General features: G+C 46.0%; 22 protein-coding genes and 1 pseudogene. 21 read left to right on the top strand and 2 right to left on the bottom strand.

The annotated features are described in order from the left end of the window. Positions 1–120 precede the first annotated feature (120 nt). The 12 genes from glsA to DSM465_RS0114470 all read left to right on the top strand — a co-directional run bounded on the left by glsA (position 121) and on the right by DSM465_RS0114470 (position 13,584). Positions 121–1,050 (top strand): glutaminase A, encoded by a 930-nt coding sequence (gene glsA, locus DSM465_RS0114530; protein WP_029761658.1) that lies wholly within the window; start codon positions 121–123, stop codon positions 1,048–1,050. A 13-nt stretch (positions 1,051–1,063) separates the two neighbouring features. Then, on the top strand, positions 1,064–1,468 hold the full coding sequence (locus DSM465_RS0114525) for a hypothetical protein (RefSeq protein ID WP_029761657.1): 405 nt from the start codon (positions 1,064–1,066) through the stop codon (positions 1,466–1,468). Positions 1,469–2,013: 545 nt separating this feature from the next. Further along, positions 2,014–3,333 carry an ABC transporter substrate-binding protein gene (locus DSM465_RS0114520; RefSeq protein WP_008880502.1) on the top strand — a complete coding sequence of 440 codons (1,320 nt, stop codon included), beginning with the start codon at positions 2,014–2,016 and terminating at the stop codon, positions 3,331–3,333. Between the two features lie 149 nt (positions 3,334–3,482). Next, on the top strand, positions 3,483–4,790 hold the full coding sequence (locus DSM465_RS0114515) for an ABC transporter permease subunit (protein WP_008880503.1): 1,308 nt from the start codon (positions 3,483–3,485) through the stop codon (positions 4,788–4,790). Between the two features lie 13 nt (positions 4,791–4,803). After that, entirely contained in the window at positions 4,804–5,631 is an 828-nt protein-coding gene (locus tag DSM465_RS0114510) for a carbohydrate ABC transporter permease (RefSeq protein ID WP_008880504.1), read from the top strand. A gap of 352 nt (positions 5,632–5,983) precedes the next feature. Beyond that, on the top strand, positions 5,984–6,427 hold the full coding sequence (locus tag DSM465_RS0114505; protein ID WP_011887636.1) for a MaoC/PaaZ C-terminal domain-containing protein: 444 nt from the start codon (positions 5,984–5,986) through the stop codon (positions 6,425–6,427). A 156-nt stretch (positions 6,428–6,583) separates the two neighbouring features. Continuing rightward, positions 6,584–7,876: an MFS transporter gene (locus DSM465_RS0114495; RefSeq protein WP_029761655.1), complete on the top strand. Its 1,293-nt coding sequence runs from the start codon at positions 6,584–6,586 to the stop codon at positions 7,874–7,876. Between the two features lie 419 nt (positions 7,877–8,295). Continuing rightward, complete coding sequence (locus tag DSM465_RS0114490; RefSeq protein ID WP_008880507.1) at positions 8,296–9,300, top strand: LacI family DNA-binding transcriptional regulator; 1,005 nt, start codon at positions 8,296–8,298, stop codon at positions 9,298–9,300. Between the two features lie 150 nt (positions 9,301–9,450). Continuing rightward, on the top strand, positions 9,451–10,530 hold the full coding sequence (locus DSM465_RS0114485; RefSeq protein ID WP_008880508.1) for a Gfo/Idh/MocA family protein: 1,080 nt from the start codon (positions 9,451–9,453) through the stop codon (positions 10,528–10,530). A 61-nt stretch (positions 10,531–10,591) separates the two neighbouring features. Continuing rightward, positions 10,592–11,341, top strand: coding sequence for a ThuA domain-containing protein (locus DSM465_RS0114480; protein WP_029761654.1), 750 nt, complete (start codon positions 10,592–10,594; stop codon positions 11,339–11,341). Then, positions 11,338–12,492: a Gfo/Idh/MocA family protein gene (locus DSM465_RS0114475; protein WP_029761653.1), complete on the top strand. Its 1,155-nt coding sequence runs from the start codon at positions 11,338–11,340 to the stop codon at positions 12,490–12,492. Before DSM465_RS0114480 ends, DSM465_RS0114475 begins: the two co-directional genes overlap by 4 nt. A 120-nt stretch (positions 12,493–12,612) precedes the next feature. Beyond that, complete coding sequence (locus DSM465_RS0114470) at positions 12,613–13,584, top strand: sugar phosphate isomerase/epimerase family protein (protein ID WP_029761652.1); 972 nt, start codon at positions 12,613–12,615, stop codon at positions 13,582–13,584. A 71-nt stretch (positions 13,585–13,655) separates the two neighbouring features. On the opposite strand, the gene DSM465_RS0114465 is transcribed toward DSM465_RS0114470, so the two are convergent. Next, positions 13,656–14,123 (bottom strand): CBO0543 family protein, encoded by a 468-nt coding sequence (locus tag DSM465_RS0114465; protein ID WP_029761651.1) that lies wholly within the window; start codon positions 14,121–14,123, stop codon positions 13,656–13,658. Between the two features lie 366 nt (positions 14,124–14,489). Next, positions 14,490–14,822 carry a hypothetical protein gene (locus tag DSM465_RS0114460; protein ID WP_029761650.1) on the bottom strand — a complete coding sequence of 111 codons (333 nt, stop codon included), beginning with the start codon at positions 14,820–14,822 and terminating at the stop codon, positions 14,490–14,492. A 588-nt stretch (positions 14,823–15,410) separates the two neighbouring features. Here DSM465_RS0114460 and DSM465_RS0114455 point away from each other — a divergent pair. The 9 genes and pseudogenes from DSM465_RS0114455 (at position 15,411) to DSM465_RS0114410 (ending at position 24,810) form a co-directional block, all read left to right on the top strand. After that, a complete protein-coding gene (locus DSM465_RS0114455; RefSeq protein WP_008880514.1) occupies positions 15,411–15,737 on the top strand; it encodes a nucleoside triphosphate pyrophosphohydrolase in 327 nt (108 codons plus the stop codon). Then, positions 15,730–18,177: a DEAD/DEAH box helicase family protein gene (locus tag DSM465_RS0114450; RefSeq protein ID WP_029761649.1), complete on the top strand. Its 2,448-nt coding sequence runs from the start codon at positions 15,730–15,732 to the stop codon at positions 18,175–18,177. Before DSM465_RS0114455 ends, DSM465_RS0114450 begins: the two co-directional genes overlap by 8 nt. A 149-nt stretch (positions 18,178–18,326) precedes the next feature. Beyond that, positions 18,327–20,273 carry a hypothetical protein gene (locus tag DSM465_RS0114445; RefSeq protein WP_174375704.1) on the top strand — a complete coding sequence of 649 codons (1,947 nt, stop codon included), beginning with the start codon at positions 18,327–18,329 and terminating at the stop codon, positions 20,271–20,273. Beyond that, positions 20,263–21,108, top strand: a complete 846-nt coding sequence (locus tag DSM465_RS0114440; RefSeq protein ID WP_029761648.1) for a hypothetical protein — start codon at positions 20,263–20,265, stop codon at positions 21,106–21,108. Before DSM465_RS0114445 ends, DSM465_RS0114440 begins: the two co-directional genes overlap by 11 nt. A gap of 1 nt (position 21,109) precedes the next feature. Beyond that, positions 21,110–21,889 carry a DUF6339 family protein gene (locus tag DSM465_RS19965; protein ID WP_230459212.1) on the top strand — a complete coding sequence of 260 codons (780 nt, stop codon included), beginning with the start codon at positions 21,110–21,112 and terminating at the stop codon, positions 21,887–21,889. 195 nt (positions 21,890–22,084) lie between these two features. Beyond that, on the top strand, positions 22,085–22,267 hold the full coding sequence (locus tag DSM465_RS20310; RefSeq protein ID WP_080320062.1) for a family 4 glycosyl hydrolase: 183 nt from the start codon (positions 22,085–22,087) through the stop codon (positions 22,265–22,267). Further along, positions 22,225–22,371: pseudogene (locus DSM465_RS19335) on the top strand (tryptophan synthase subunit beta); the annotation flags it as partial. The gene DSM465_RS20310 and the pseudogene DSM465_RS19335, both read left to right, overlap by 43 nt. 409 nt (positions 22,372–22,780) lie before the next feature. Beyond that, on the top strand, positions 22,781–23,350 hold the full coding sequence (locus DSM465_RS0114415) for a GNAT family N-acetyltransferase (RefSeq protein ID WP_029761647.1): 570 nt from the start codon (positions 22,781–22,783) through the stop codon (positions 23,348–23,350). Further along, positions 23,347–24,810 carry a methyl-accepting chemotaxis protein gene (locus DSM465_RS0114410; RefSeq protein ID WP_029761646.1) on the top strand — a complete coding sequence of 488 codons (1,464 nt, stop codon included), beginning with the start codon at positions 23,347–23,349 and terminating at the stop codon, positions 24,808–24,810. Before DSM465_RS0114415 ends, DSM465_RS0114410 begins: the two co-directional genes overlap by 4 nt. Positions 24,811–24,890 lie beyond the last annotated feature (80 nt).

Here is a 24,890-nt window from a genome sequence, read left to right as displayed (position 1 = left end):
GGCATGCTTGTCTTGTGGAAAACATTCCGTTTGGACAAGGCCGAGTGCGCCTGTCGATTCCTAGCTGTTTGCATTGTTCATGCATAAAACAGGAAAAATCAGCCATACTAACCATCGGTGATGCCTGTGTACAACAAAGAAGAGCTTGTCCGCTTTGTCGAAGAAGCAAAACAGTACGCCCGTTACGGAAAAGTGGCTGATTACATTCCCGCCTTAGGTAAGGCGAATCCGAACGAGCTGTCGATTGCCGTGTACACCGCAGATGGAAAAGTCGTTGATGCCGGCGATGTGACAGTCAAGGTGACGCTACAGAGCATTTCCAAAATTCTCGCACTGGCCCTTGTGCTGATCGACCGCGGCGAAGACGAGGTGTTTCGCAAAGTTGGTATGGAGCCGACGGGCGATCCGTTTAACTCCATTGCTAAGCTTGAGGAAGTGCAGCCGTCCAAACCACTCAACCCAATGATTAACGCCGGGGCGTTGGCGGTGACGCACATGATTCGCGGCCGTTCTGTCGAAGAGCGGATCGAGCGGCTTTTGGCATTCATCCGCCGATTGGCAGGCAACGAACAGATCACGTATTCGGAAGAAGTGGCTCAATCCGAGTTTGAAACCGCGTTTTTAAACCGGTCACTTTGCTATTTTTTGAAACAGCACGGCATTATCGATGAAGATGTTGAAGAGTTGATGGACTTGTATACGAAGCAATGTGCCGTTGAGATGACGTGCATTGATTTGGCGCGCATCGGCTTAGTATTCGCACTTGACGGGCGCGACCCGCATTCGGGTGAGCTGCTCATGCCTCTTGATGTGGCTCGTATTTGCAAAACGTTCATGGTCACGTGCGGCATGTACAACGCTTCAGGCGAGTTTGCCATTAAAATTGGCATTCCAGCCAAAAGCGGTGTTTCCGGCGGCATTCTCGCTGCCGTCCCAGGGCGATGCGGCATCGGTATTTTCGGTCCGGCGCTCGATGATAAAGGGAACAGCTTGACCGGGGTGAAGCTGCTCGAGCGGCTATCCAAAACATATTCATTAAGCATTTTTTAAGGAGGAGACGAACATGAAAACGTTTACGGTTCAGTTTCATCGCGAAGATCATGTGGAGGCGATGAACGTCGGCAAATTGAACCAAGACGAATTTGACAAGGCGACTGAAGGCGGGACGCGACATTTGTTTGACCTCGACACGAATATCGGCTATTTCGTCTTTTTCGACGCCGAAGACAACGAAGGGAATGTCTCGTACTTGATGCTCCAGTACGAGGAGGACAGCGAAGACCCGAGCGCGTGCTACAGCTTCGAGCTGAAAGATTTTTATGAGTTTATGGCGCTCTACTTAAACGACCTCGAATTCGCTGATGAGGAAGAAATGAATGAAGACGATGAAGAACCATACGGCCCGATCCACCATTTGGCGCACTTGCTTTACCATATCGTCGAGGAAGGGAAGGCGGTGGAAGTGTGAGGGAAGGGCTGCCTCAAAAGACTGCCTTTCTCAGCAGTAAATGCAATATATGGGTTTTTACTAGTCGGTTAGTTGCATACATCGGAATGAGAAGAGGCGTCCTCCTCCTTTGGGACGTCTTTTCTTTGTTTATATACTAAAAAAAGATTTAAGCCCTTGACGAAGGAAATCAAATCGATGTAAGATGGATTTGTAATCGATTACATAGATGGGTTTGCCTGAAGTCTTAGTCGATTGGAAGGAAGCCTTGGAAGGTAGACAAGCCTCTTCGGTTGAACACCTATTCGGTAGAGATCAACCTTTTCTTTTTCGCAAACTCATCAGGATGAAAAAGAGACAGAAAGCGGGAAATGGTCGATTTATCAACGATTTTTGTGTAATCGATTACAAAATAGTAAGGTAGACAGGCATCGGAAATTGCCTGAATAGTGTGTAATTGGATTGTCATTTCAGCCTAGGAGGTGATCCGGACCGCGCGAGAGATGTGTTGTTCGGTTTCACTCAAGCTTTATCATACAAAAAACAAGTAGGGGGATGGATAAGAAATGAAAAAGAAAAAAGCGTTTCAATCATCAGCTATTTTGTTAGCGCTTACGATGGGACTTACGGCCTGCTCCGGCGGTGAAAATGCTGACGGTGATGGCAATAGCAAAACAGAAGGCAATAAAGAAAGCAAATCCAGCGAAGTGGTTAAGATTGTCTATGCCCGTGGCCAAGACTCGACGAAAGCAACGGAAAAGTTGATCGAAGCATTTGAAAAAGCACATCCGAACATCGATGTTGAACTGCGGGAAATGCCGGCTGACACCGGCAAGCAGCATGATGCTTACGTTACGATGTTAAACGCCCAGTCGTCGGAAATCGATGTTATGGACCTTGATGTGATCTGGCCGGCTGAATTCGCCCAAGCAGGCTATACGTTGCCATTGGACCGTTTCATTGAGAAAGATGGCATCGATTTAAGCAAATACAACCAAGGGGCGTTAGCCGCTGGAAACTTCAACGGTAAGCAATGGGCCATGCCGAAATTTATTGATACGGGCATGTTGTTTTATCGGACGGATTTAGTGCCTGAAGATAAAGTGCCGAAAACATGGGATGAACTGTTAAAAACAGCAAAGGAACTGAAAGGACAAGGCGGTACGAAATTCGGTTATTTAATGCAAGCGAAACAATATGAAGGGCTTGTTTGTAACGCTGTTGAATTTATTGCTTCCTACGGGGGACAAATCGTTGACAAAGACGGAAACGTTGTCGTCAACAGTCCGGAAGCCATTAAAGGTTTGAAAAAAATGGTGGAGATCGTTCAATCGGATGTTGTGCCAAGCAACGTGACGACCTTTATGGAACCTGAGTCTCACACCGCATTCATCGAAGGACAAGCACCGTTTATTCGCAACTGGCCGTATCAATATGCCTTGGCGAACGATCAGGAACAATCAAAAATTGTCGGCAAAGTTAGCGTTGCTCCGCTCCCGGCTGGCGATAAAGGGTCAGCTGCAGCGCTTGGTGGCTGGATGACGGCAATCAACAAATATTCGAAACACCCGAAAGAAGCATGGGAATTCGTCAAATTTATGACCGGGCCGGAAGGGCAAAAAATCTCGGCCGTTTATGGCGGTTTAGCCCCGACATTGCCGGAGTTGTACGAGGATGAAGAGGTGTTGAAAGCCAATCCGTTCTTCGCTGAAGAAGGGTTTGTCAACGCCTTGAATGCAGCAGTGCCGCGTCCAGTGGTGCCAAACTATCCGGAAATTTCCGAAATCATCCAAATTAACGTATCGAAGGCATTGGCCGGAGAGCTTACTGTTGAACAAGCGGTAGCAAACATGGAAAAAGAAATGAAGGCAGCGATGAATAAGTAAAGCGGCTGTGTTGCTCGGCGCGGTGCAGCCCAAATGAGCAAGAAAAAATAACGGAGGAAGCCATTCGCTATGTATTAGCCTTCAGGCCGCTCTCTATCCGGTACTGAAGGCTAATACCCTTTTTAACAAAGAGAAGGGGGAAGGCAGCGATGAGGAATGAAAAGAGAATGGAGCGGATCTTAGGTTATTCGCTCGTCGCGCCGGCGTTGTTATTGATTTTAGCGATTGCTATTTGGCCAGTCATCCAATCGTTTTATTACAGCCTGTTCGACTATCGGCTTAACGACCCGAGGAAATCATCGATTCATTTAAACTACAGCCTTGACCTAGAGGGGTACTTGCAAAACTACCCGTTCTTACAAAGTGCCCTTAAACAAGAATTAGCTACTGCGGAAGGAACAGTAAAAGAAACGCTCGCCGAAGTGGAACAAAAATTAACGGATATGGATGCCGCCATCCGCAAGGACGAACAGGTGGCGAAACAATACGACCAAGTAAACGAAGCGCTTGATAACTTCGAGACGCCGAGTGAAGAAGTGAAAATTGTTGAGTTGGACGAACAAACGGCCAAACAGCTGATCAGCACGGTGGACAGCGCTGTTCAAACGTTGAAGCAAATTCACCAGGATGGGGGGCTCAAGCAGCCTGATAAAGTCGTTGGCCTTGCTGAAGGGCTGACCGGTGTCGTCATTGAACCGAACTTTGTCGGTCTGAAGCATTATAAAGACAATTTTAGCGATCCGCGCTTATGGAAGGCGCTATGGAATACGACGTTCTTTACTGTTGTGTCGGTCGCAGTTGAGCTTGTGCTCGGGTTGGCCATCGCCTTGCTCATTAACAAAGCATTTTTCGGCCGTGGGCTTGTTCGGGCGACGATTTTAGTGCCATGGGCCATTCCGACCGCTGTATCGGCACTGATGTGGAAGTTTTTATATGATGGGCAAAACGGGATTGTTGCTAAATATTTTGAAAATATTGGTCTTGTTGACCGTATGGGAGATTTGCTAACGACAGAAGCAGGGGCGATGTTTGCCGTCATTTTTGCTGATGTGTGGAAAACAACGCCGTATATGGCTTTGTTACTGCTTGCTGGGCTCCAAACAATCCCAAGCTCGCTATATGAAGCCGCTTCGATCGACGGAGCAACGAAATGGCAACAGTTCGTCAAAGTGACGTTGCCACTGCTGAAATCAAGTATTTTGGTGGCTCTTTTGTTCCGGACGCTGGATGCGTTCCGCGTGTTCGATCTGATATTCGTATTAACCGGCGGAGGTCCGGCGAATTCGACGGAAACGATTTCGATTTTAGCGTATAAAGTCATGTTCTCGCAGACGAATTTTGGAAATGGATCGGCGTTGGCAGTCATCGTGTTTATTTGTGTCGCCATCATTTCAATGATTTATATTAAGTGGCTCGGTAAAGATTTATTGTCCGACAGTGCGAGTGCGAAACGATAAGGGAGGTGAGATCATGACGAAAAAAGCAGGACCTCTTTTTTATATCTTTCTCGTCGTATTCGTCTTTTTTGTCATGTTTCCGTTTTTATGGGTGTTGCTCAGCTCGATAAAGCCGCTCAGCGAACTATTCGGCGATAAAGCATTTCAATGGTTTACTAGCCACCCAACATTAAAATCGTATATTTCCGTCTTTGTCAATTATCCATTTTTGCGCTATTTATGGAACAGCACGGTGGTTGCGACGATCACGACGGTTTATACCGTATTTGTCGCGGCATTTGCCGCTTACGCCATCGCGCGTTTAGAGTTCAGAGGCAAAACCGTCATTCTCGGTCTCGTGTTGGCGGTGTCCATGTTTCCACAAATTGCAACCATTTCTCCGATTTACATGTTTGTGAAAAAGTTTGGTTTAACAAATAGTTATTTAGGATTGATTATTCCGTATACAACGTTTGCCCTTCCGTTATCGATTTGGCTGTTGGTCACCTTTTTCCGCAAAATTCCATTTGATTTGGAAGAAGCGGCAAAAATCGATGGAGCAACGCCAATGCAAACGTATTTCAAGGTCATTTTACCGCTGGCGGTGCCGGGGGTGTTTACGACCTCGATTCTCGTTTTTATCGCAGCATGGAATGAATTTTTATTTGCCTTAACGATTAATACGGCGGAAAAATACAAAACAGTACCCGTTGGTATCGCCATGTTCCAGGGACAGTACACGATCCCGTGGGGCGAAATCTCGGCGGCGACGGTTATTGTCACGATTCCGCTTGTCATTATGGTATTGCTGTTCCAACGCCGCATCGTATCCGGTCTCACGTCTGGCTCGGTGAAAGAATAATCGCTAAGGCAAAGGAGAGGGCGTCCCAAATGCAATGGGGCGCCCTCTCATTATATATGCCTCCGACGTTTCCTCAAGGCCATATCTTCTCTCTGGCACCTTGTGTTCAATGCCCATTCGTTTTAAAACATGAAATCATCAATCACTCGTTCTATCTGCTGCTAACCGTTCATATGTTAGTGACAAATATGAGGCCAACCTCTTATGAAGCTTTGAACGGTTTTCTGTATGTAGTTTGCCGTTAATATACAGAAAATTTACAAAATTTAGGTTAAGTAATCGCTTTTTCATTACTTGAAAGGGGGTGGAAATGGTTCGTTCTTTTGTTATATGAAGCGAAGGGGGGATTTCATTGCGTTTTGACCGACCTTTTGAAGGTTATGTCGTAGGTGAACGTCACCGTTCGCGTGGTCGGACGATTACTGAGGCTGATATTGTACAATTTGCCGGTGTTTCCGGTGATTTTTATCCGTTGCATATCGATCGAGAATACGCGAAGCAGACGCAGTTCGGCGAACGGATTGCCCATGGGATGTTGACGTTGTCAGCGGCGACTGGGCTATGGGTGATGGAGCCGGGATGTGTGCTCGCTTTTTACGGCATCGACGCGCTCCGCTTCGTCCGACCAGTGAAAATTGGCGATACGATTTACGTCGAATCGGAAGTGAAGCAGTTGACCGAGCGGAGCGACACGGCAGGACTCGTCACAGTGCATCAACAAATCCTTAACCAGCATGGAGAGACGGTGGTTGATGCACTTGTGCATATGCTCGTGGCGCGGGAAGGAAAGAAGTGAACGGAGGGCGCGATGCTGCTTCGAGCGTTGTGGAGGGAGAAACAAATGTTCATTTGAAAGCGTTAACATTGAAGTGAATAATCAACTGAGGTCGCTTTGGCTATTATTCATTTGTTATTTTTGCGTTTTCATATGATGAAAGGGGTGCTGGCGTCAATGGCAACGACGATGGATGCGTCAGAGTTAAAACGCCAAAAAAGGCGGGCCGCGATTTCGAGCGTGGTCGGAACGACGATTGAATGGTATGATTTCTTCCTTTATGGGACGATGGCTGCGCTAGTGTTTCCACAGCTCTTTTTCCCGCAAAGCGACCCATACGTGGCGCTTATGCAATCGTTCACGACGTTTGCCTTAGGGTTTGTTGCCCGGCCGGTCGGAGCGGCCATTTTTGGTCATTTCGGCGATAAAATTGGCCGGAAGGCAACGCTGGTCGCCACTTTGTTGTTGATGGGGCTGGCGACGGCGTTGATCGGGTTGATGCCGACGTACGAGCAAATTGGCTTATGGGCTCCGCTCTTGGTGACCGTGCTCCGTCTCATTCAAGGAATCGGGGTTGGCGGAGAATGGGGCGGCGCCATTTTGATTGCGATGGAGTGGGAGGAAGGAAAACGGCGTGGATTGATGGCTTCGCTGCCGCAAATGGGCGTGCCGTTTGGGCTGCTCACTTCTTCGCTTGTGACGACGCTCATGCTCGCAGTAGGCGGCGACAGCTTTTATGCATGGGGCTGGCGCGTTCCTTTTCTGCTTAGTTTTCTGTTGATCGCTGTCGGATTATATATCCGACTGAAAGTGCTGGAGTCGCCGCTATTCCAAGAGGCCCTGGCAAAACAAGAAACGAGCAAGATGCCGGTCGGCGAGGTGCTTGTCAAACATCCGCGCGAAATTCTTTGGTCTGCGCTCGCACGGGTGATTGAAAACGGATCGTTCTATATTTTTGTCACATTTATCGTCAGCTATGGGACGACATTTTTGGAGATGGAAAAAAGCATTTTCGTCAATGCGACAATTGTCGCTGCGATCATCAATGCGCTTGCCATTGTGTATTCCGGTCATTTATCTGACCGGTGGGGGCGCCGCCGTGTCTACATGACGGGTACTATTTTGCTTATGCTTTGGGCGTTCCCGTATTATTGGCTCGTCAACACGAAAAGCGTAGGCCTGATTATGTTGGCGACGATCATCGCCATGGTATTCCACGGCATGTTGTATGGCCCGCAGGCGGCGATGATCGCGGAAAACTTCCCGACGCGCCTGCGCTATAGCGGCGCTTCGCTCGGCTACCAGCTGGCCGCGATCATTGCCGGTGGACCAGCGCCGCTCATCAGCACGTGGCTGCTGCACAAATACGGAAGCGCTACCGCGATTTCCTTCTATATCGTGGTCATGGGATTGATTTCGCTTGTCGGTGTCAAAATGCTTAAAGACCGAGCCCGCCAAACGATTGATTAATAATCGATCCGAACCCATAGGCGCCTCTGCATTCGTGCAGAGGCGTTTTTGGTGCTGAATCGGTTGTCTTTTATGTAAAAAACAGAAAAACGTTAGATCCTTTATTGGCGTGTTTTGCTCATTTTTCCCGATTAGAGCGTTTTCTAAATAAACCAAGTAAATAGTATGGATATGAAAAGACTTTGCAACACCGTTTGAAAAATTTTGATGAAGCGGCATTTTTTCGCCAAGTTTTTTTGAATTAAAAAGGTTTTTATCCATCGCTGCCAACGGAAAGATTGTGATACTGGTTGCTCATTCCCGCGTAAGGAAGCAAACATTGAAGATTTTTAATCGTATGAAAAGGGGACTTGACAACGGTACTAAGCTTCATATACGATGGTAATGTAATCGATTACATATTTGAGAGGATTTCATCTATGGCAAGCATAAAAGACGTAGCGAAACGGGCAAACGTATCGACGGCGACCGTGTCGCGCGTATTGCGCAACGCCGGCAACGTCACCGAAGAGACGAAGCAACGAGTGCTCGAGGCGATCGAAGCGCTCAACTACCAGCCGAACGTGCTTGGCCGGTATTTGCGTCGCATGGAAACAGAAACGGTGCTCGTTGTCGTGCCCGATATTACGAACCCGTTTTTTTCGAAGGTGCTGCGCGGCATTGAAGCGGTTGCTCTCGAACACGGGTACCAAGTGCTGCTTGGCGATACGCAAAATGATGCTCAGCTTGAGGAGCAATATTTGAATGTACTGCCGCAAAGGCAAGTAGACGGGATGATTTTTTTAACTGCTCGCATCCGCAAAGAACTGATGGAAGAAATGGCGCGGCAGTTTCCGATTGTCCTCGCGTGCGAATATTTGGAGGGGACCGATATCCCGACCGTATCGATCGACAACATTAGCAGCGCCCGCAAGGCAACGGAACATTTGATTCATCTTGGCCATCGCCGCATCGCCCACCTGTCCGGCCCGATGGATGTCATTTTGGGGCGAGATCGGCTGCGCGGCTATTATCAAGCGTTGGCGCAGCATGGAATCGATGCCGACCCAGCACTCGTGCAAGAAGGTGACTTTTCCTACGAATCGGGATACAACATGACATTGAAGTTGCTCGCCCTTGAAGAACCACCGACAGCGATTTTCGCCGCCAATGACGAGATGGCGATCGGGGCGATCAAAGCGATCCGTCACCGCGGTGGTCGTGTTCCAGATGATGTCGCCGTTGTCGGGTTTGACGATATCCAAATGGCCTCGATTTTTGAACCTGCTGTCACGACGATCGCCCAGCCGACGTTTGAGATCGGCCAAAAAGCGATGGAGCTTTTGCTTCAGCTGATTGAAGGGAACGAGGTCAGCCGCCGTCAGCTTGTTTTGCCTGATCACCTTGTCATTCGTGAGTCATGCGGGGGGAAGTGCTCGGTTTGATGAAAGCGCTCCCCTCGTTGGCGGCGGAGAATAGGCGGATTTTTTTGTAAGGGTGATGTAATCGATTACATCACTCGATGTGTTGCTTCAGATAAGTGGCAATCTAGAAACAAGTTGCTTGAAAACAAGTGGATGCAAGGAGGAAACGATATGGAAAACGCACGTCCAATTCGCCTCGGGTTAATCGGAGCTGGTGGGATTTCAACCGCACATATTCAAGCGGCGCTCAAGCTCCCGGAGCGCGTCGTGCTGCAGGCCATTTGCGATGTCAACGAAAAAGCGGCCGCGGAAAAAGCGGAAACATACGGCATCCGCGACGTGTACCGCGACTATAAAGAGCTGCTCGCCTCACCAGATGTCGATGCCGTCATCATTACCGTGCCGAACTTTTTGCACGCCCAAGTGGCGGTCGACAGCCTGCGGGCTGGGAAACACGTTCTTTGCGAAAAACCGATGGTGATGAAATCGGAAGAGGCGGACGCCATCATTCGCGCCCGCGACGAATCAGGGAAACAGTTTATGGTGTCGCTGAACAACCGGTTCCGCCAAGCGGCGCAATGGCTTCATGCACGCATCGCAGAAGGCGCATTCGGCGACATTTATTACGCCAAAACAGGTTGGGTGCGCCGCCGTGGTATTCCTGCATGGGGGGCGTGGTTTTTTGACCGTGAGCGTTCCGGGGGCGGTCCGCTCATCGACTTAGGCGTTCATATGCTTGATGTCACGCTTTGGATGCTTGGAAACCCGAACCCGGTCGCGGTGACGGGGAAAACATACGCGAAGTTCGGTCCACGTCATCAAGGGGCATGGCCGGGCACGTCGTTTGCGCCAAACGCTTCGTATACGGTGGAAGACTTTGCCTCGGCATTCATCCAACTGGAAAACGACGCGACTGTGCTGCTTGAGACGAGCTGGGCGTCGCACATTGAAGAGGAACGGGCATATGTCGAGTTTCTCGGCACGGAAGGCGGTGTGCGCTGGGAGTGGAATGTGACCGGCAACCGTCAAGAAGTGAAATGGTTCCGCAGTGAACACGGTGTCCCGGCTGACGTCACACTCCATTTTGACGACCAAGGCGAACGGGTGGCGTTGCTTGACCATTTCGTTACAAGCATCACCAATAATACAACACCGCTTTGCACGGCAGAACAAGGACTCATGATCGCCAAAGTGTTAGAAGCGATTTATGCATCGTCCGAACAAGGGAAACAAGTCCGAATCGAATGGTAAGAGATCAACCACTTTGTGTATGCCGCGGCAAACCGAAATCCAATCGAGGGGGGATCACCATATGACAACACCAATCCGCGTTGTCGTCTGGAACGAATTTCGCCATGAAAAGAAAAATGAAAAAGTAAGAGCCATTTATCCGGAAGGGATGCATACCGCCATCGCCAACTACTTAGCCGAAGCCGGGTTTGACACAGCAACCGCTGTATTGGACGAACCGGAACATGGCTTGACTGACGAAGTGCTTGACCGGTGCGACGTTCTCGTTTGGTGGGGGCATATCGCCCATGATGAAGTGAAAGACGAAGTGGTTGAACGCATCCACCGTCGCGTCCTCGAAGGAATGGGGCTCATCGTCCTTCACTCCGGCCATTTCTCGAAAATTTTCAAAAAGCTGATGGGGACGACATGCAATTTAAAATGGCGTGAAGCCGACGAAAAAGAGCGGCTTTGGGTCGTTGCCCCGGGCCACCCGATCGTGGAAGGGATCGGGCCGTACATTGAGCTCGAACAAGAAGAAATGTACGGTGAGTTTTTCGACATTCCGGAGCCAGACGAAACGATTTTCATCAGTTGGTTTGAAGGTGGAGAAGTGTTCCGCAGCGGCTGCACGTTTACGCGTGGGAAAGGGAAAATTTTCTACTTCCGTCCTGGCCATGAAACATACCCAACGTATCATCACCCAGACGTGCTGAAAGTGATCGCCAACGCGGTTCGTTGGGCCGCACCGGTCAACCGCGGGGAAATCATATTCGGCAACGTCAAACCGCTTGAACCGATTAAAGCGAAACAAGGGGGAGCAGCGCGATGAAATCGATCAATGTTGGCATCATCGGCACCGGTTTTTCCGCTTCATCTCATATTGAGGCGCTCCGCCGCCTGCCGTTCGTGAACATTGTCGCCATCGCTTCAAGCAGCCAAGAAAAAGCAGAGGCAGCCGCGCGCCGGTTCGGGATTCCCAAAGCATACGGCGACTATGAGGCGCTGATCGCCGACCCGGACGTCGAAGCGGTTCACAACTGCACGCGCAACGTCTTGCATTTTCCGATCAACAAGGCCGTACTTGAAGCGGGAAAACATTTATTATCAGAAAAGCCGCTCGCGATGAACAGCGAACAGTCGATCGAACTGAAAAAGCTGGCTGAAAAAAGCCCGGGTTTAAGCGCTGTCTGCTTCAACTACCGCCACTACCCGCTCGTCGCCGAAGCGAAAGAGCGGATCGCCCGCGACGCAAAGCGCATCCATTTCGTCTATGGCGGCTATGTGCAAGATTGGTTGCTTTATGACACTGATTACAACTGGCGGCTTGACCCAGCGCAAAACGGTCCGTCACGCGCCATCGCCGACATCGGCTCACACTGGTGCGACACAGTGCAATACGTGCTCGGAAAACGCATCGTCGAAGTGTTCGCCGATTTGCGCACCGTCCATCCAGTCCGCTACAAACCGAAGCAGGAAGGGAGCACGTTTACATCCGGGCATGCTCAAGACGCCGAACCGGTTCAGATTGATACGGAAGACGGCGGCAATGTACTCGTCCATTTTGATGATGGCACTCACGGCGCGTTTACGATTTCCCAAGTGAGCGCCGGCCGGAAAAACCGGCTCTATTTTGAAATCGCTACCGATGCGATGACGCTCGCTTGGGACCAAGAGCACCCGAACCGCCTCTGGATCGGGCGCCGCAACGGCCCGAACGAAGAAGTCGTCCGTGACCCGTCGCTCTTGTCGCCGCAAGCCGCCGCGCTCGCCCATTACCCTGGCGGTCATGAAGAAGGCTGGCCGGATGGGCTGAAAAACTTGTTCCTCGACTTTTACAATGCCATCATCCGGAAACAGCGCGGCGAGGCGCTCGGGGAGCTGCCGTTTGCGACGATCGCCGACGGCCACTATACGATGACGATCGTTGATGCCATTTTGGAAAGCCATCGCACGAAACAGTGGGTGCGGGTGGCGGAATAAACAGCTTTTGTTCGGCCACTGCCAACACGGGCGCTAACAGCGCCGTCAAAATAAAATGGAACGGTGGGGCCGGTTGCTGATTGACCGGCCTTACACCGGCGAGAAGGGGGAGAAAAACAAATGAAAGTAGGCGTATTTACCGTTCTGTATCAACAGTTGCCGTTTGAAGAAATGCTCGATAAGATTGCTGCGATGGGCATTGAAGCCGTCGAGCTTGGTACCGGTAATTACCCGGGCAACGCTCATTGCGATCCGGATGCACTGTTAGATCAGCCGGAAAAAATCAAAGCATTGAAAAAAGCGGTTCACGACCGTGGGCTTATCATCAGTGCGCTCAGCTGCCACGGCAACCCGCTCCATCCGGACAAAACGTTTGCGAAGCAATCGCATGACACATGGCGGAAAACAGTGAAACTCGCCGAGCAGCTCGAAGTCCCGGTAATCAACGCCTTCTCGGGCTGCCCGGGCGACCATCCTGGCGCCAAGTATCCGAACTGGGTCACGTGCTCCTGGCCGCCGGATTACTTGGAAATTTTAAAATGGCAATGGGACGAAGTTGTCATCCCGTACTGGCGTGAAGAAGCAGAGTTCGCCAAAGCGCACGGCATTCATCAAATCGCTTTTGAAATGCATCCGGGCTTTGTCGTCTACAACCCGGAAACGCTCCTCAAACTGCGCGAACACGCCGGCGAAACGATCGGTGCCAACTTCGACCCGAGCCATCTCCTTTGGCAAGGCATCGACCCAGTCGAAGCGATCAAATTGCTTGGCCGTGAAAAAGCGATTTTCCACGTCCATGCGAAAGACACGTACTTGGACAAAGCGAACATCCGCAAAAACGGTGTGCTGGATACGAAACATTACAGCCAAATTCTCGATCGCTCATGGGTATTCCGCACCGTCGGCTACGGTCAAAGCGAAAAATGTTGGCGCGACATCGTCAGCGCTCTGCGCGCGGTCGGCTATGACTATGTGCTCTCGATCGAGCATGAAGACATGCTTGCCTCGATCGATGAAGGGCTGTCCCAAGCCGTGGCGCTCTTGAAAAATGTGTTGTTCAAAGAAGAACTGCCTGAGATGTGGTGGGCATAAGAAAACAAAGGCGGCAAAGAGAGGAGCTCCTCTTTGCCGCCTATATTGTTTCTTTAAAAGTCCAGCACCCACTAGCTGGTCGATTGTTCCCGCTTATGAATTAGTTTCATCAACATGCGAACGGAAAACGACAGAACAAAAATGGTGATAAACGAATACATCCATGTCCATCGATGGTATTCAATCAAATTCGTGTACTTTTCGTAAAGCACCTCAACACCTGTCAAAGCGGCCGCGTACAATAAGCATTGGCCAATAATACCAGGCAGGCGCGAGTGATACGAAGTTTGATAAAAATAAACACAGACGATCGGATAAAGGAAATATTCGAACAGGATGCTTGCTTCAAAATATTGGTCTAAAAACCGGACAGGGTACTCTAAGAGTTTGTTTTCTACAACAATCACGCCGAAAAACGTGGAAAAATACGCTTTTAACAAGAACACGCAAAGTTTGTCCTTGATGGGCGGGGTTCGCAGGCTGAAAAATAATAGAATGGTACCAATAACGAGCAACGACCACAAATGGATTTGATCCATGATTTCGTCATCTCCTATGAGGGCTTTGCTATTAGTTATTATGGACAGATACGGCTTAGTATAAAAGCATCGTCCACGAAGCAGTTTTTGTCCGGGGACTTTGTGGCTGAAGGAAAGGCTGCTCAACGTTCCCAAGAGGCTGGGGATTGAATAGGAAATGGGGATAAAAAATAAGATTTCTCAAATAGAGAAATCTTGGGATCCGTGACCTTACGATACTAACAAACTGTTGTGCGAAGGGGAAATGATTATTTTTCACGACTAAGCATAATGCTTATCCATTGGGGGCGAAGAAAATGCGGACCTAGTGATTCGCTGGCAGCTTTGGTGCCATCATACCCCAATCCACGGTGCTAGCGCCGCATCTTACACCGCGCGCGCCGATTGGTGGCGGATGCGCCCTTTCATGAAGAGAAGACGGTGACCATCGCTGGTCAAATCAATCATCGCTCCATTTAGCACATCCCTTCCCGACTTCTGTTCGTTCGCCTGCAAATACGCCACCCGATACCACTTTCGCCCGTATTCAAAGTACATATACCGTCCGCGATGAAAATCGATCCAAAACTTCACCGGCTCACCGTTTACGGTTTTCCATACATATCCCCACGCCCGGTCTTGGCGAACCGGCGCCATTTTCGGCCGCGCCGAATTGATCGCTTCATAATACAACCGGTGTTCCACGTCAAACAGCACCATCCTGCTCTCCTCCTTTTGGACAACTATACTATATGTATAGCGCCAACTAGGAGAAATAGACATGCCAGTTCACCCGAATGGATATTCCCATTTCCACGTATAGTATTCGATCAAGTCAGCGCACCGTTCAAATAGGATTTCCATCGCTGTCATCGTACTTAATATGGACGGTGCACTGCCCAGTCCGAAGGAAGCGATGTTCCGTAAAACATACACACTAATAACAAGATAAAGCAAATATCCAAAGATCATGCTATCGTTCATATAATGAGGAAATGGCTGCACCGGATATGCAAGCATTTCCACTGATAATTAGGCCAATCAAATTAGACGTATACATATTCAGTAAAAACAAAAATCATCCTTCTCTTGGTCAAAGAAACCGGAAGATAAACAGTAGCAACCAACCTAAGAATCGCCTGTTCTATGATAACCCCAGCAGGATGAAAGAGGAGAGTATGTGACATTTTTGTTTTACAACAGGTAAATAGGTTTTAGAAATGACAGGTTTTTTGTGCGTTCTTTCCTATGAAAAAAAGGTGAAATTTTGTAAAATAGTAATATAGTTTCGGAAATGGAGGAATGGACATGCCGGTATACAACAAACTCGTTCGCGACCGCATCCCAGCTATTATCGAACAAGCAGGAAAAACGTTCACTACTCGCATACTCAACGAGGAAGAATATAAGAAAGAACTGCAGAAGAAAGCGTTTGAAGAGCTTGAGGAGTACGTCCAGGCAATGACCGACGAGGCTGCCATCGAAGAGCTTGCGGATGTGTTGGAAATCGTTCATGCCTTAGCCGCATGTCATGGCGCTTCGATCGAACAAGTCGAACAAATACGGGTGAAAAAAGCAGAAGAACGCGGTGGATTCCGGGAAAAAATTTTTTTAGTTGAGGTTCGTGATGAGTAAAGTCGAGTTGATTTCACGGCGGCTCATTGACAAGCTGCAGGAACAGATGAGCCGCTCGTCAACAATATACATACTGACATCGTTTGTTATGAAATCTGGAGTTCACCTATTAAAGGACAGTTTGTGGATAGCGGCAGAGCGGGGAGCAGACATCAAAATTTGTGCTGGTGATTATTTGTTTGTTACTCAGCCAGAAGCGCTGCGTGAACTGATTTCAATTCATCCCGATATCGAAGTGCGTCTGTTTAGAAGCGACGGGATTTCGTTTCATCCAAAGGCCTACTTGTTTGAGGATAGCGAACAAGGCTACTTTATTATCGGGTCTTCTAATTTATCCCGCTCGGCGCTCACAGACGGCATCGAGTGGAATCTAGGGCTGGATAAAAGGATTGATGAAGATGTATTTGCCGAAGCGATGGAGCGGTTTTTAAAGCTGTTTTATGCTCCAGAAACGGTGCCAGTCAATGCCGAAACGATCGTTGACTATGAAAAACGGTACGAAGACAATCACCGACGCCATCCCAACTTATCTCGTACATGGGGTGAGACTGAGGAAATCGAGTTAATGCTTCCGTCGGAAACGGAAAAGAAGCAAGAAGGAGAGACGACGGACAAGGCCGATGTTGTCCATGAAACGACGGCGCCCTATGGAACGATCCGGCCGCGCTTTGCCCAGGTGGAGGCATTGGAGCGGTTGGAAGCTGCCTATGAAGAAGGATACGATAAAGCGATGGTTGTCATGGCGACCGGACTTGGGAAAACGTATTTGGCCGCCTTCTTCGCGCGCCGTTTTTCGCGAGTGCTGTTTATCGCCCACCGCGAGGAGATTCTTCGTCAGGCAAAACAGTCGTTCGAATGTGTGATCCCGGATCGAACGGCAGGTATATACGACGGCCATCAAAAAGATGGAAATGCGGATATGGTGTTTGCCTCGATCTTTACGCTGAGTATGAAAAAACATTTGTTTTCGTTTCGTCCTGACTCATTTGACTTGATCGTTGTGGATGAGTTCCACCATGCGGCGGCTCGCTCATATGAGCGCGTCCTTCTCTATTTCCGGCCGGAGTTTTTGCTTGGCATCACTGCAACTCCAGACCGGAACGACAATAAAGACGTGTACGCGATTTGCGATGGGAACGTTGCCTACCGTATTGATTTTATTGAAGCGGTGCAACGTGGTTGGCTTGCGCCGTTTCACTATTATGGTGTATACGATGACACGGATTATTCGCAAATCAAATGGCTCGGCAGCCGCTATGATGAGGAAGAATTGCTTCAAGTGCAGCTTCGCGAGGAGATGGCGGAAAACATTTTGCGAGCATGGGAGCAGTATAAGAAAACGAGAACACTCGTCTTTTGCTCCTCCATTCGGCAAGCCGATTTCTTGTGCGAATATTTCCGCCGCCGTGGCTACCGGACCGTCAGCCTTCACTCGAAGCAAACGACCATCCCGCGCCAACAGGCCATTGCCATGTTGGAACAATGTGAACTGGACGCCATTTTCACCGTTGACTTGTTCAACGAAGGGGTCGATATTCCCTCTGTCGATACACTTTTATTCGTACGGCCGACGGAATCGCTGACCGTTTTTACCCAGCAAGTCGGGCGTGGATTGCGGTTGTATGAGGGCAAGGATTATTGTGTCATTATTGATTTAATTGGAAACTATCGCAATGCGGATGTCAAACTGAGCCTGTTTGATACGCAGCGAGGCGAGACGAAGAAAAAGGTGCGGGAATCCGTTATGCCAACGGTTCCGGAAACATGCGAGCTACATCTTGATATACAAACCATTCATCTTCTCGAGGAGATGCGGAAAAAGCGCCAGCCGCGTAAAGAGCGGCTGCTTGCCGATTACAGGCAGCTCAAGCAGGAGTTGGGCAGACGGCCGACGTATTTGGAATTGCATCTCCATGGCCGAAGTGAAGCGGCGGAGTACAGACAAGAGTTCGATTCTTATGTCGGCTTTTTATATTGGACGGGGGAGCTGTCGGACTTAGAGAAGGAAGTGTTCCTCAAGCATGAGCGGTGGCTTATCGAGGTTGAGCGCACAGTAATGTCGAAAAGTTATAAAATGGTTGTCTTAAAAGCCATGCTTGAGCGCGGACCGTCGGGCTGGCATGAACCAATTACTCCACAACAAGCGGCGCCGTTTTTTCATCGGTATCTAACGGAAAAAGAATATCGAAAGCGCATCGATTTCTCCGATGGGGAAACAAAACGTCTTTGGGAGTACGACCAAGAAAAGGTGAGCAAATTGATTGCCCGTATGCCGATGACAAAATGGAGCGGCAGTTCAAGGGGGCTGATCTCCTTTGAAAACAATGTGTTTGCACTCCAATTTTCTATCGCGCACGAGCATGAAGAAATCTTGTACAATTGGACGAAAGAAATTTGCGAGTATCGGTTGCATGTGTATTTTGAGAAAAAGGTGAGATGATTTACTGGAAATGCCACCCTTCCTAATCGAAGATGGGAGTGTTTGGAGAGAATGTTTTAGATACTCACAAGCTTTCATCGAATAGATAATTAAGGAAAATGATAATTCTAAGTAGTTTGCAAAATTACTATAGATTTTGGAGGATACACATGGATACATTTTGGCATTTTCCTGCAACAACGGGCGGATTAATTCATTCCATTAATCATGCCGGTTTGGAAACTTTTAGAGGCAACTCTCTGGAATCATTAACGAGGGAAATCTGTCAAAATTCCTTAGATGCCGTAAAAAATGAAACAAAACCTGTTATTGTGGAGTTCAGTAGTTTTATCATAGATACGAATAAAGTACCTGGCATTGATGAGTTAAAAGACGTGTTTCTAAAATGCCAACAAACATGGAAGGGAAAAAATCAACAGTGCGAGTATTTTTTGGAAAATGCATTACAAATCGTTCAACGACCTACTATACAAATTTTACGAATCAGTGATTTTAATACAAAAGGGCTTGAAGGAGCGAAAGAAGGGGAACTAGGATCTCCTTGGAGTTCATTAGTAAAGGAAGCAGGATCATCAAATAAGGATGAAAGTTCTGGGGGGAGTTTTGGCATTGGAAAATCAGCTCCTTTTTTGAATTCTAAATTGCGGACGTTATTTTATTCTTCTCTTGATATCACGGGCTATGAATCATTTGTCGGCGTAGCCAATATCATGTCTTTCAAAAAGAATCTAAACGAGATCACTTTAGGGAATGGCTATTACACATATAACGAAAATTCCAATGCAATTCCTCAGCAATTATTTTTAGAGCCTGGTTTTATCAGAAAAGATACGGGAACGGATATATATGTAACGGCATTTGAACCTAATGGGGATTGGGAACAAGAAATCATTAAGTCGGTGTTGCATAACTTCTTTATCACAATTTATAAGAAAAAATTGGTGGTTCGAATTAATGATTTTGAAATTAGTGACAAGAATATTGCACAATTAATTGGCGATTTAGAGGATACCGAAGAAAATCGACATTTAAAGCATTACTTCCATCTACTTACTTCCGATCAAACGATTAAAGTCGCCTATCCAGCCCAAAAGTACAAGCAGGGAATTTCTTTTGCTGAAGGGGAAGCCACGTTATATTTGATGAACGGTGAAGATTTAAATAGACGCGTACTGATGACGCGGACGACTGGTATGCGTCTTTTTGAACAAAAAAATATTAGCGGTAGTATTTCTTTTACTGGAATATTGATGATTACAGGAAAAAATATGAATGCGATTTTTAAGCAAATGGAAAATCCCGCTCATAATGAATGGTCACCTGAGCGTTATGAAAAAGATCCTAAATTAGCGAAAAAGGTCTATGGGGATTTAAAGTCTTTTATTAGGAGTGCAGTAAAAGAATATTTTCAAGAAAAAATTACAGACAGCATGGATGCGATCGGCTTAAGCGACTTTCTTCCTAACAAAAAGCTTGTCAACATGCGGGGGGTCAATAAAACCGAATCTCTCCATTCAAGCATTAAACAGATTTTGAAAAAAGAAATCAAGGAAGAGAGTGCAAATAAGAAAGCTACAAGGCAAAAAGGTATCTCTATCGAAGATATTGAGGCTCAATTAGCTGGAGAATACGGAATTACCCCAACCGGAAATGAAGGAGGAAATGGATCAGGAAAGCATAGTGGCGGGGGAAGCAATGGAGGCGGAATTCAACATTTTGGCGGTCAAAATCAATTGGATAAAGGTATGACTGGCAACTTGGATAGACAAAGGAAGCAGAAACCGAATAGTAAACCGGTTCAAATTACACAGAAGTATGTTTGCATTGATAAAGAAGGAGGAAAATATCGTTTTATCATTACGGCGAAAAAAGCGGTTGAAAAAGGCCGACTCATCTTTAAAGTGATTGGAGAACAGAATGATTTTGATTTGCCGATTCAAAACGCCACGACCGACGATCCAAATGTGACAGTGGAAAAATACGATGACAATAAAATTGACCTTCACTCAATTCCGGCTAAAAAGCCTTTTATTATTAATGTGGAAATCGAATATCCAAATTATTGTGTCATGGAGGTGGAACTATATGAAAATTAGTACCTCCTATCCATATCCGGTATTATATATGAATAACGATGATTACCAAAAGACGAGTTTCTCCACAAAAATAGATGTCAAAGAAGAATTCGGTGAAGTAAAAATTGAGGCGCAGTTTTATTTGGATAATCCAGAAATGAAAAGGCTGATAGAGAACCATTCTTGTGCATACTTGATTCACGTTGAATGTTCGCAAACATGCTATCGGCAGATGTTCGAAACGTATCAGGAACATCTGGAAATCTCAATTGCGACCCATCAATTAAGGGGAAAGATTGTACTGCATTCGTTTGTTGTTGCCAAAGAAACGATTCACAGTTATAAGAATGAATATTTAAGTGATTGGTATAAAGGCATTCCGCTGACATTTGAAAAAGGAAATATACTTGCGATCGGAGAGGCTATCGAAACAACACTCATTGATGATTATACTGAATTTTTGAATTTGCCTTCTATTGTGACGGTCACCAAATCTCTTAAAAATGATTATATGGATGTTGATATTTATTCGAATAATATTACGATTTATTTACCGGAGTACGAGTACCACCAATATGCCATGAGTGCCCATTCTCCTCTGAAAAATACGATATTAGCGGCCGTAATTGTTCCGGCTCTAGTCTATGTTTTTTCTAAAATTAGCGAAGCGAATGCTGATTTAGAGGAATATACGTGGTATCAGGTGCTGGATAAAATTTTTCAAGAAAATAATTATCGATTAGAAGACGTAGGGACCGACGTGTTATCCCCGCTAAAAGCGGCACAGCTCATTTTGCGAAAGCCCCTCAAAGCAAGTTTTGAAGAAATAGAAAAGGTTCATAGAATGGAGGATTAACTTGAGGTTAAAATTCATCTCAGATGAGGCATTAATGGATTTAAGGGGTAATTACGATTCATATAAGGAACATTACTACAATGAAGATCATGAATGGTTTGACAACTACTTCAAAGAAGAGGGAAAGGTACTCGAATCCAACATCCAGTTTGAAGTGCCTGTGTTAAATATGGAAACGGACTATGCCATTAGCGATAAGGAAAACGTCAAGGTGATTTATGAAGCGCTAAAACACTTGACGGTAAATCAGGCGACGCAAGAGAAGCTCTGGGCTGGACTCGCCCATTTGCAACTGAGGGAATTTGCTTTTTATCGGTTAAAGAAAGATCTGGAAAGCAAAAACGACAAACGCATAAATACCGCCCTGTTTTTTAAAAATGGAAATAAGCGATCATTATTTGTGCACATTTTGGCTCGGCTTTGGTGGGTTGGCTATATGACATATGATGAATCGAACAAACAAGATCCTTATTGGTTAACGAACTTCTTTTGCAGCAAAGATTTTTCGGCAAGAAGCGTTATATTCTTTTCCAGCAACTTTACTTCCAACCGTACGATTACAAAAGGGATTCTGAAATGCCTCGTCGGATTTGAGGAAAATGGTATTGAAATTAAGCGAGATCATTTTGTTCAGGCGAATAAATACCTAAATATCGTTGGCGGGGCAATGATTTTAGATATGCTCACGGAGGAAGAAGTCAAGGAAATGGTAGAGAAGTATTTGTTGAAATACTTTGGGTATAAGCTAGATAGCGATAAAGTGCATTTTGTGAATTACTAATAACAGATGTGTCGATTGAATTATTTTGTCACAGAATCTAGTGAACATATGGCGGAATATACCCCATATTTTATCGAACGGGACGACCTGATTAAACGCTTTGATATACCGATTGGCGAGTATATTCGACGTAGTGAATGTAATATTTAATATGGAGAGGTATGAGGAAACGAAGAAAAAATTGAAAAAAGGGAAATGATTGTTGGAGAGCAAATTCACGAATATGGGGCTCCTATTATCCATTCCATTGAAGTTGGGACTAATTGTGTTATATGGGGCAATGTTCTCAACATACATTTAATTACTAACTTACCGTATAACTCATGCGTTGAAGTATTCCGGCACTTGAAAGCGCCCATGCGGTTGCGTATGCGATGAAGCTTGCGCCGACGTTAGGCAAAGATCAAATCATCATCGTCAACCTTTCTGGACGCGGCGATAAAGATGTTGAGCAAGTGTTCCATATGCTAAATAAGGAATAAGAAGAGGGATTGGCAGGATGCATGGGGAAATGCATCCTGCTTTTTACTTATGTTATGGCATTTCAATGCATAAGCGAACAAATTCACCAGGGGGTAACGAGTGATTTCTAATCAAAACGATCGTTCATTGAAAAGCAAAACGCACGATATCGTGCGTTTTATTTTTTATATAAGTGGAGTTTTCGATAATTTTGTTATGTAAACAAACGCAGGGCGTAAAAATCGTTTCGATTTCCTATTGATTATTAGAAATAATATATATTATTATGCCTATTGTCTTAAGAAAATATATACATATTTAAATCTTTTTCTAAAAAAACACCTATTATAAAAGGTCTTTGTGCCTTGGAAGTTTGTTTTTATTATAGGACTTTTAGGTGATTTTGAACTTCAGGAGGGGGATTTTTTTATGGCTAATGAAATTCTTTTTAAGAGAGTAACGACAAAAGAAGAAGCGGAAGCATTTCATCGAGTGAAACAATTGGTTTGGGAAGAGTCTGGATATGACATGGAATATGGGCGAGAAGGTTCAGACCTCTATATCGCTTATATAAATGGTGTGCCTGGAGGAACCGTTGAATTCACACCATATCTAGAGTTTTCTAGACCTTTGATAAGGAATTTGTTTGACGATGTGGTCAGGGATGATATGAAAGTGATGGAATTAGATAGTTTCGCAGTGTTACCAGAGTACAGACGTAAGCTTGTTGGTCATGAAATTGTCAGGTTCATGATTTACTATGCGCAAACCCATGGGTACACACATGGAGTAGCAATCACTGCGCCTAAAGTGTTCAAATCGCTGAATGATACATATCGCATTAGATGTGAGAAAGTCAAAGATCCATTCTGGTACAAAGGGGATGAAGTCATTCCAGCTCTTATGCATTTGAAAGAAGTTTATGACCATCTGGATGATAAAAAATATTCTTGGTACAAGGAACCGCTGGAATTAAAAGAGGGGGCAATGGCGCGATGAATTACGAACTTTTGAGAAAGAGAAATAATTGGGTAGCCTTTGTTTTTGGGGGAACCGTTCTCATCCTTCAGGTGCTCAACCTTATTTTAGGGATTCCTTGGAATTTTGTTTTGACGATCGTGGGAATCGTAGGAGGGGTGCTTGGGGCTGCAACGTTTATTGCTAATAAAACGAAATGGAAAGAACAATTAGCTGTTCCTATGAAGTATTTTAACCTTGTGACTATTGGAGGGTTCTGGTTTCTTGTTTTAACTTTAGACCCTCACATCATTAACATAATGGCCATGTTTTTCTTTGTTACAGTTATGGGAATCTATCAAGACAAGATCATTAATACGCTAACCATTGTGATTGTACTGATCATTCTGACTTATTTCTTTTTCACAAATGGAGAAGTCATTTTTCACTCGACAAGCTATACCGACTTGCTTTACTACATGCTTATGTTTATCTTTGTTTCTATTGCTTGTTTTATGCAATCTGCGTTTAATAGCAACTTGCAAAAAGAAGTGGAGATCCAAAAAGAAGAAGCCATTCGTGCCAAAGAATCTATGGAGGATATATTGAAGCGGGTAAGGGATTCGCTTGCATCTGTAAAAGAATATCAAGAGAATTTCAAAAGAACGACAGATCGAATAAATATCCAGTCAACGGAAATTATCGACTCCATTAAAAATATTGCCTCATCTTTTGACATCCAAACTTTGCAATCCAATGAATTGGTTGCAGGAATGACGGAAACGAATGAGCAAGTAGACGACATGACAAAATTCATGGACGAAATCAACGAATATCTTGAATCTACACAGGGGGCAATCAAGGAAAGCGGAAAACGAGTCGATGTTTTGGAAAAAGATTTAGAGTTTTTTAATAAAAATATTCAAAAAACGATTGATTATATGCAACAACTTCATGCTGAAACAGAAAATATTAAAAAAATTATCGAGACCATTTCTGATATTTCTGCGCAAACGAATCTGTTAGCACTTAACGCCTCCATAGAAGCCGCTCGGGCGGGAGAACATGGGAAGGGATTTGCGGTGGTAGCCGATGAAGTGAGGAAGCTCGCAGAATCCTCTAAAGAATCGTCGGAATCGATTGCTAAACTTCTTACGGCGTTCAAAGAACGAATTTCTTTAGCTTCTCATACGATTTCTGAATCGCAATCATCGATTGAGAAAAACAGAACAAGCATGCAGGAAGTGAAAGACATCTTTAAAGATGTCGAATCGAATATTCATCAATTCTCGGACAAAACAACCAATCTTCAAGAGTTTATCCTATCAGTGCAAGCCATGATGCAAGAAGTAGAAGCCAAAGCAGAAAATAGTGTATCAATGACAAATAATAATAAGCAAAGCCTTCAAGACGTATTAGAGCGTGTATCTTCTCAGCATGAGGAGATTGTTTCGTTATCGGACGGATTGAAAAACATAGAGGAAAAGCTCCAAATCAGTTGATTGAACGCTCTGTTGGGGATTCCAACAGAGCGTCTTTATGAAAAAGATATAAACATCCCCGTGGCGCTAGTAGAGTTTTA

The sequence above is a fragment of the Geobacillus thermodenitrificans subsp. thermodenitrificans DSM 465 genome, from assembly GCF_000496575.1.
Lineage (GTDB): Bacteria > Bacillota > Bacilli > Bacillales > Anoxybacillaceae > Geobacillus > Geobacillus thermodenitrificans.
Note: the sequence above shows the minus strand (reverse complement) of the source record. Positions and strands in the feature narration are given on the sequence as shown.

Bases quoted from the DNA above. Each gene is read 5' to 3' on its own strand.
- glsA (WP_029761658.1), top strand. From the start codon at position 121: ATGCCTGTGTACAACAAAGAAGAGCTTGTCCGCTTTGTCGAAGAAGCA.
- DSM465_RS0114525 (WP_029761657.1), top strand. From the start codon at position 1,064: ATGAAAACGTTTACGGTTCAGTTTCATCGCGAAGATCATGTGGAGGCG.
- DSM465_RS0114520 (WP_008880502.1), top strand. From the start codon at position 2,014: ATGAAAAAGAAAAAAGCGTTTCAATCATCAGCTATTTTGTTAGCGCTT.
- DSM465_RS0114515 (WP_008880503.1), top strand. From the start codon at position 3,483: ATGAGGAATGAAAAGAGAATGGAGCGGATCTTAGGTTATTCGCTCGTC.
- DSM465_RS0114510 (WP_008880504.1), top strand. From the start codon at position 4,804: ATGACGAAAAAAGCAGGACCTCTTTTTTATATCTTTCTCGTCGTATTC.
- DSM465_RS0114495 (WP_029761655.1), top strand. From the start codon at position 6,584: ATGGCAACGACGATGGATGCGTCAGAGTTAAAACGCCAAAAAAGGCGG.
- DSM465_RS0114490 (WP_008880507.1), top strand. From the start codon at position 8,296: ATGGCAAGCATAAAAGACGTAGCGAAACGGGCAAACGTATCGACGGCG.
- DSM465_RS0114485 (WP_008880508.1), top strand. From the start codon at position 9,451: ATGGAAAACGCACGTCCAATTCGCCTCGGGTTAATCGGAGCTGGTGGG.
- DSM465_RS0114480 (WP_029761654.1), top strand. From the start codon at position 10,592: ATGACAACACCAATCCGCGTTGTCGTCTGGAACGAATTTCGCCATGAA.
- DSM465_RS0114475 (WP_029761653.1), top strand. From the start codon at position 11,338: ATGAAATCGATCAATGTTGGCATCATCGGCACCGGTTTTTCCGCTTCA.
- DSM465_RS0114470 (WP_029761652.1), top strand. From the start codon at position 12,613: ATGAAAGTAGGCGTATTTACCGTTCTGTATCAACAGTTGCCGTTTGAA.
- DSM465_RS0114465 (WP_029761651.1), bottom strand. From the start codon at position 14,123: ATGGATCAAATCCATTTGTGGTCGTTGCTCGTTATTGGTACCATTCTA.
- DSM465_RS0114460 (WP_029761650.1), bottom strand. From the start codon at position 14,822: ATGGTGCTGTTTGACGTGGAACACCGGTTGTATTATGAAGCGATCAAT.
- DSM465_RS0114455 (WP_008880514.1), top strand. From the start codon at position 15,411: ATGCCGGTATACAACAAACTCGTTCGCGACCGCATCCCAGCTATTATC.
- DSM465_RS0114450 (WP_029761649.1), top strand. From the start codon at position 15,730: ATGAGTAAAGTCGAGTTGATTTCACGGCGGCTCATTGACAAGCTGCAG.
- DSM465_RS0114445 (WP_174375704.1), top strand. From the start codon at position 18,327: ATGGATACATTTTGGCATTTTCCTGCAACAACGGGCGGATTAATTCAT.
- DSM465_RS0114440 (WP_029761648.1), top strand. From the start codon at position 20,263: ATGAAAATTAGTACCTCCTATCCATATCCGGTATTATATATGAATAAC.
- DSM465_RS20310 (WP_080320062.1), top strand. From the start codon at position 22,085: ATGATTGTTGGAGAGCAAATTCACGAATATGGGGCTCCTATTATCCAT.
- DSM465_RS0114415 (WP_029761647.1), top strand. From the start codon at position 22,781: ATGGCTAATGAAATTCTTTTTAAGAGAGTAACGACAAAAGAAGAAGCG.
- DSM465_RS0114410 (WP_029761646.1), top strand. From the start codon at position 23,347: ATGAATTACGAACTTTTGAGAAAGAGAAATAATTGGGTAGCCTTTGTT.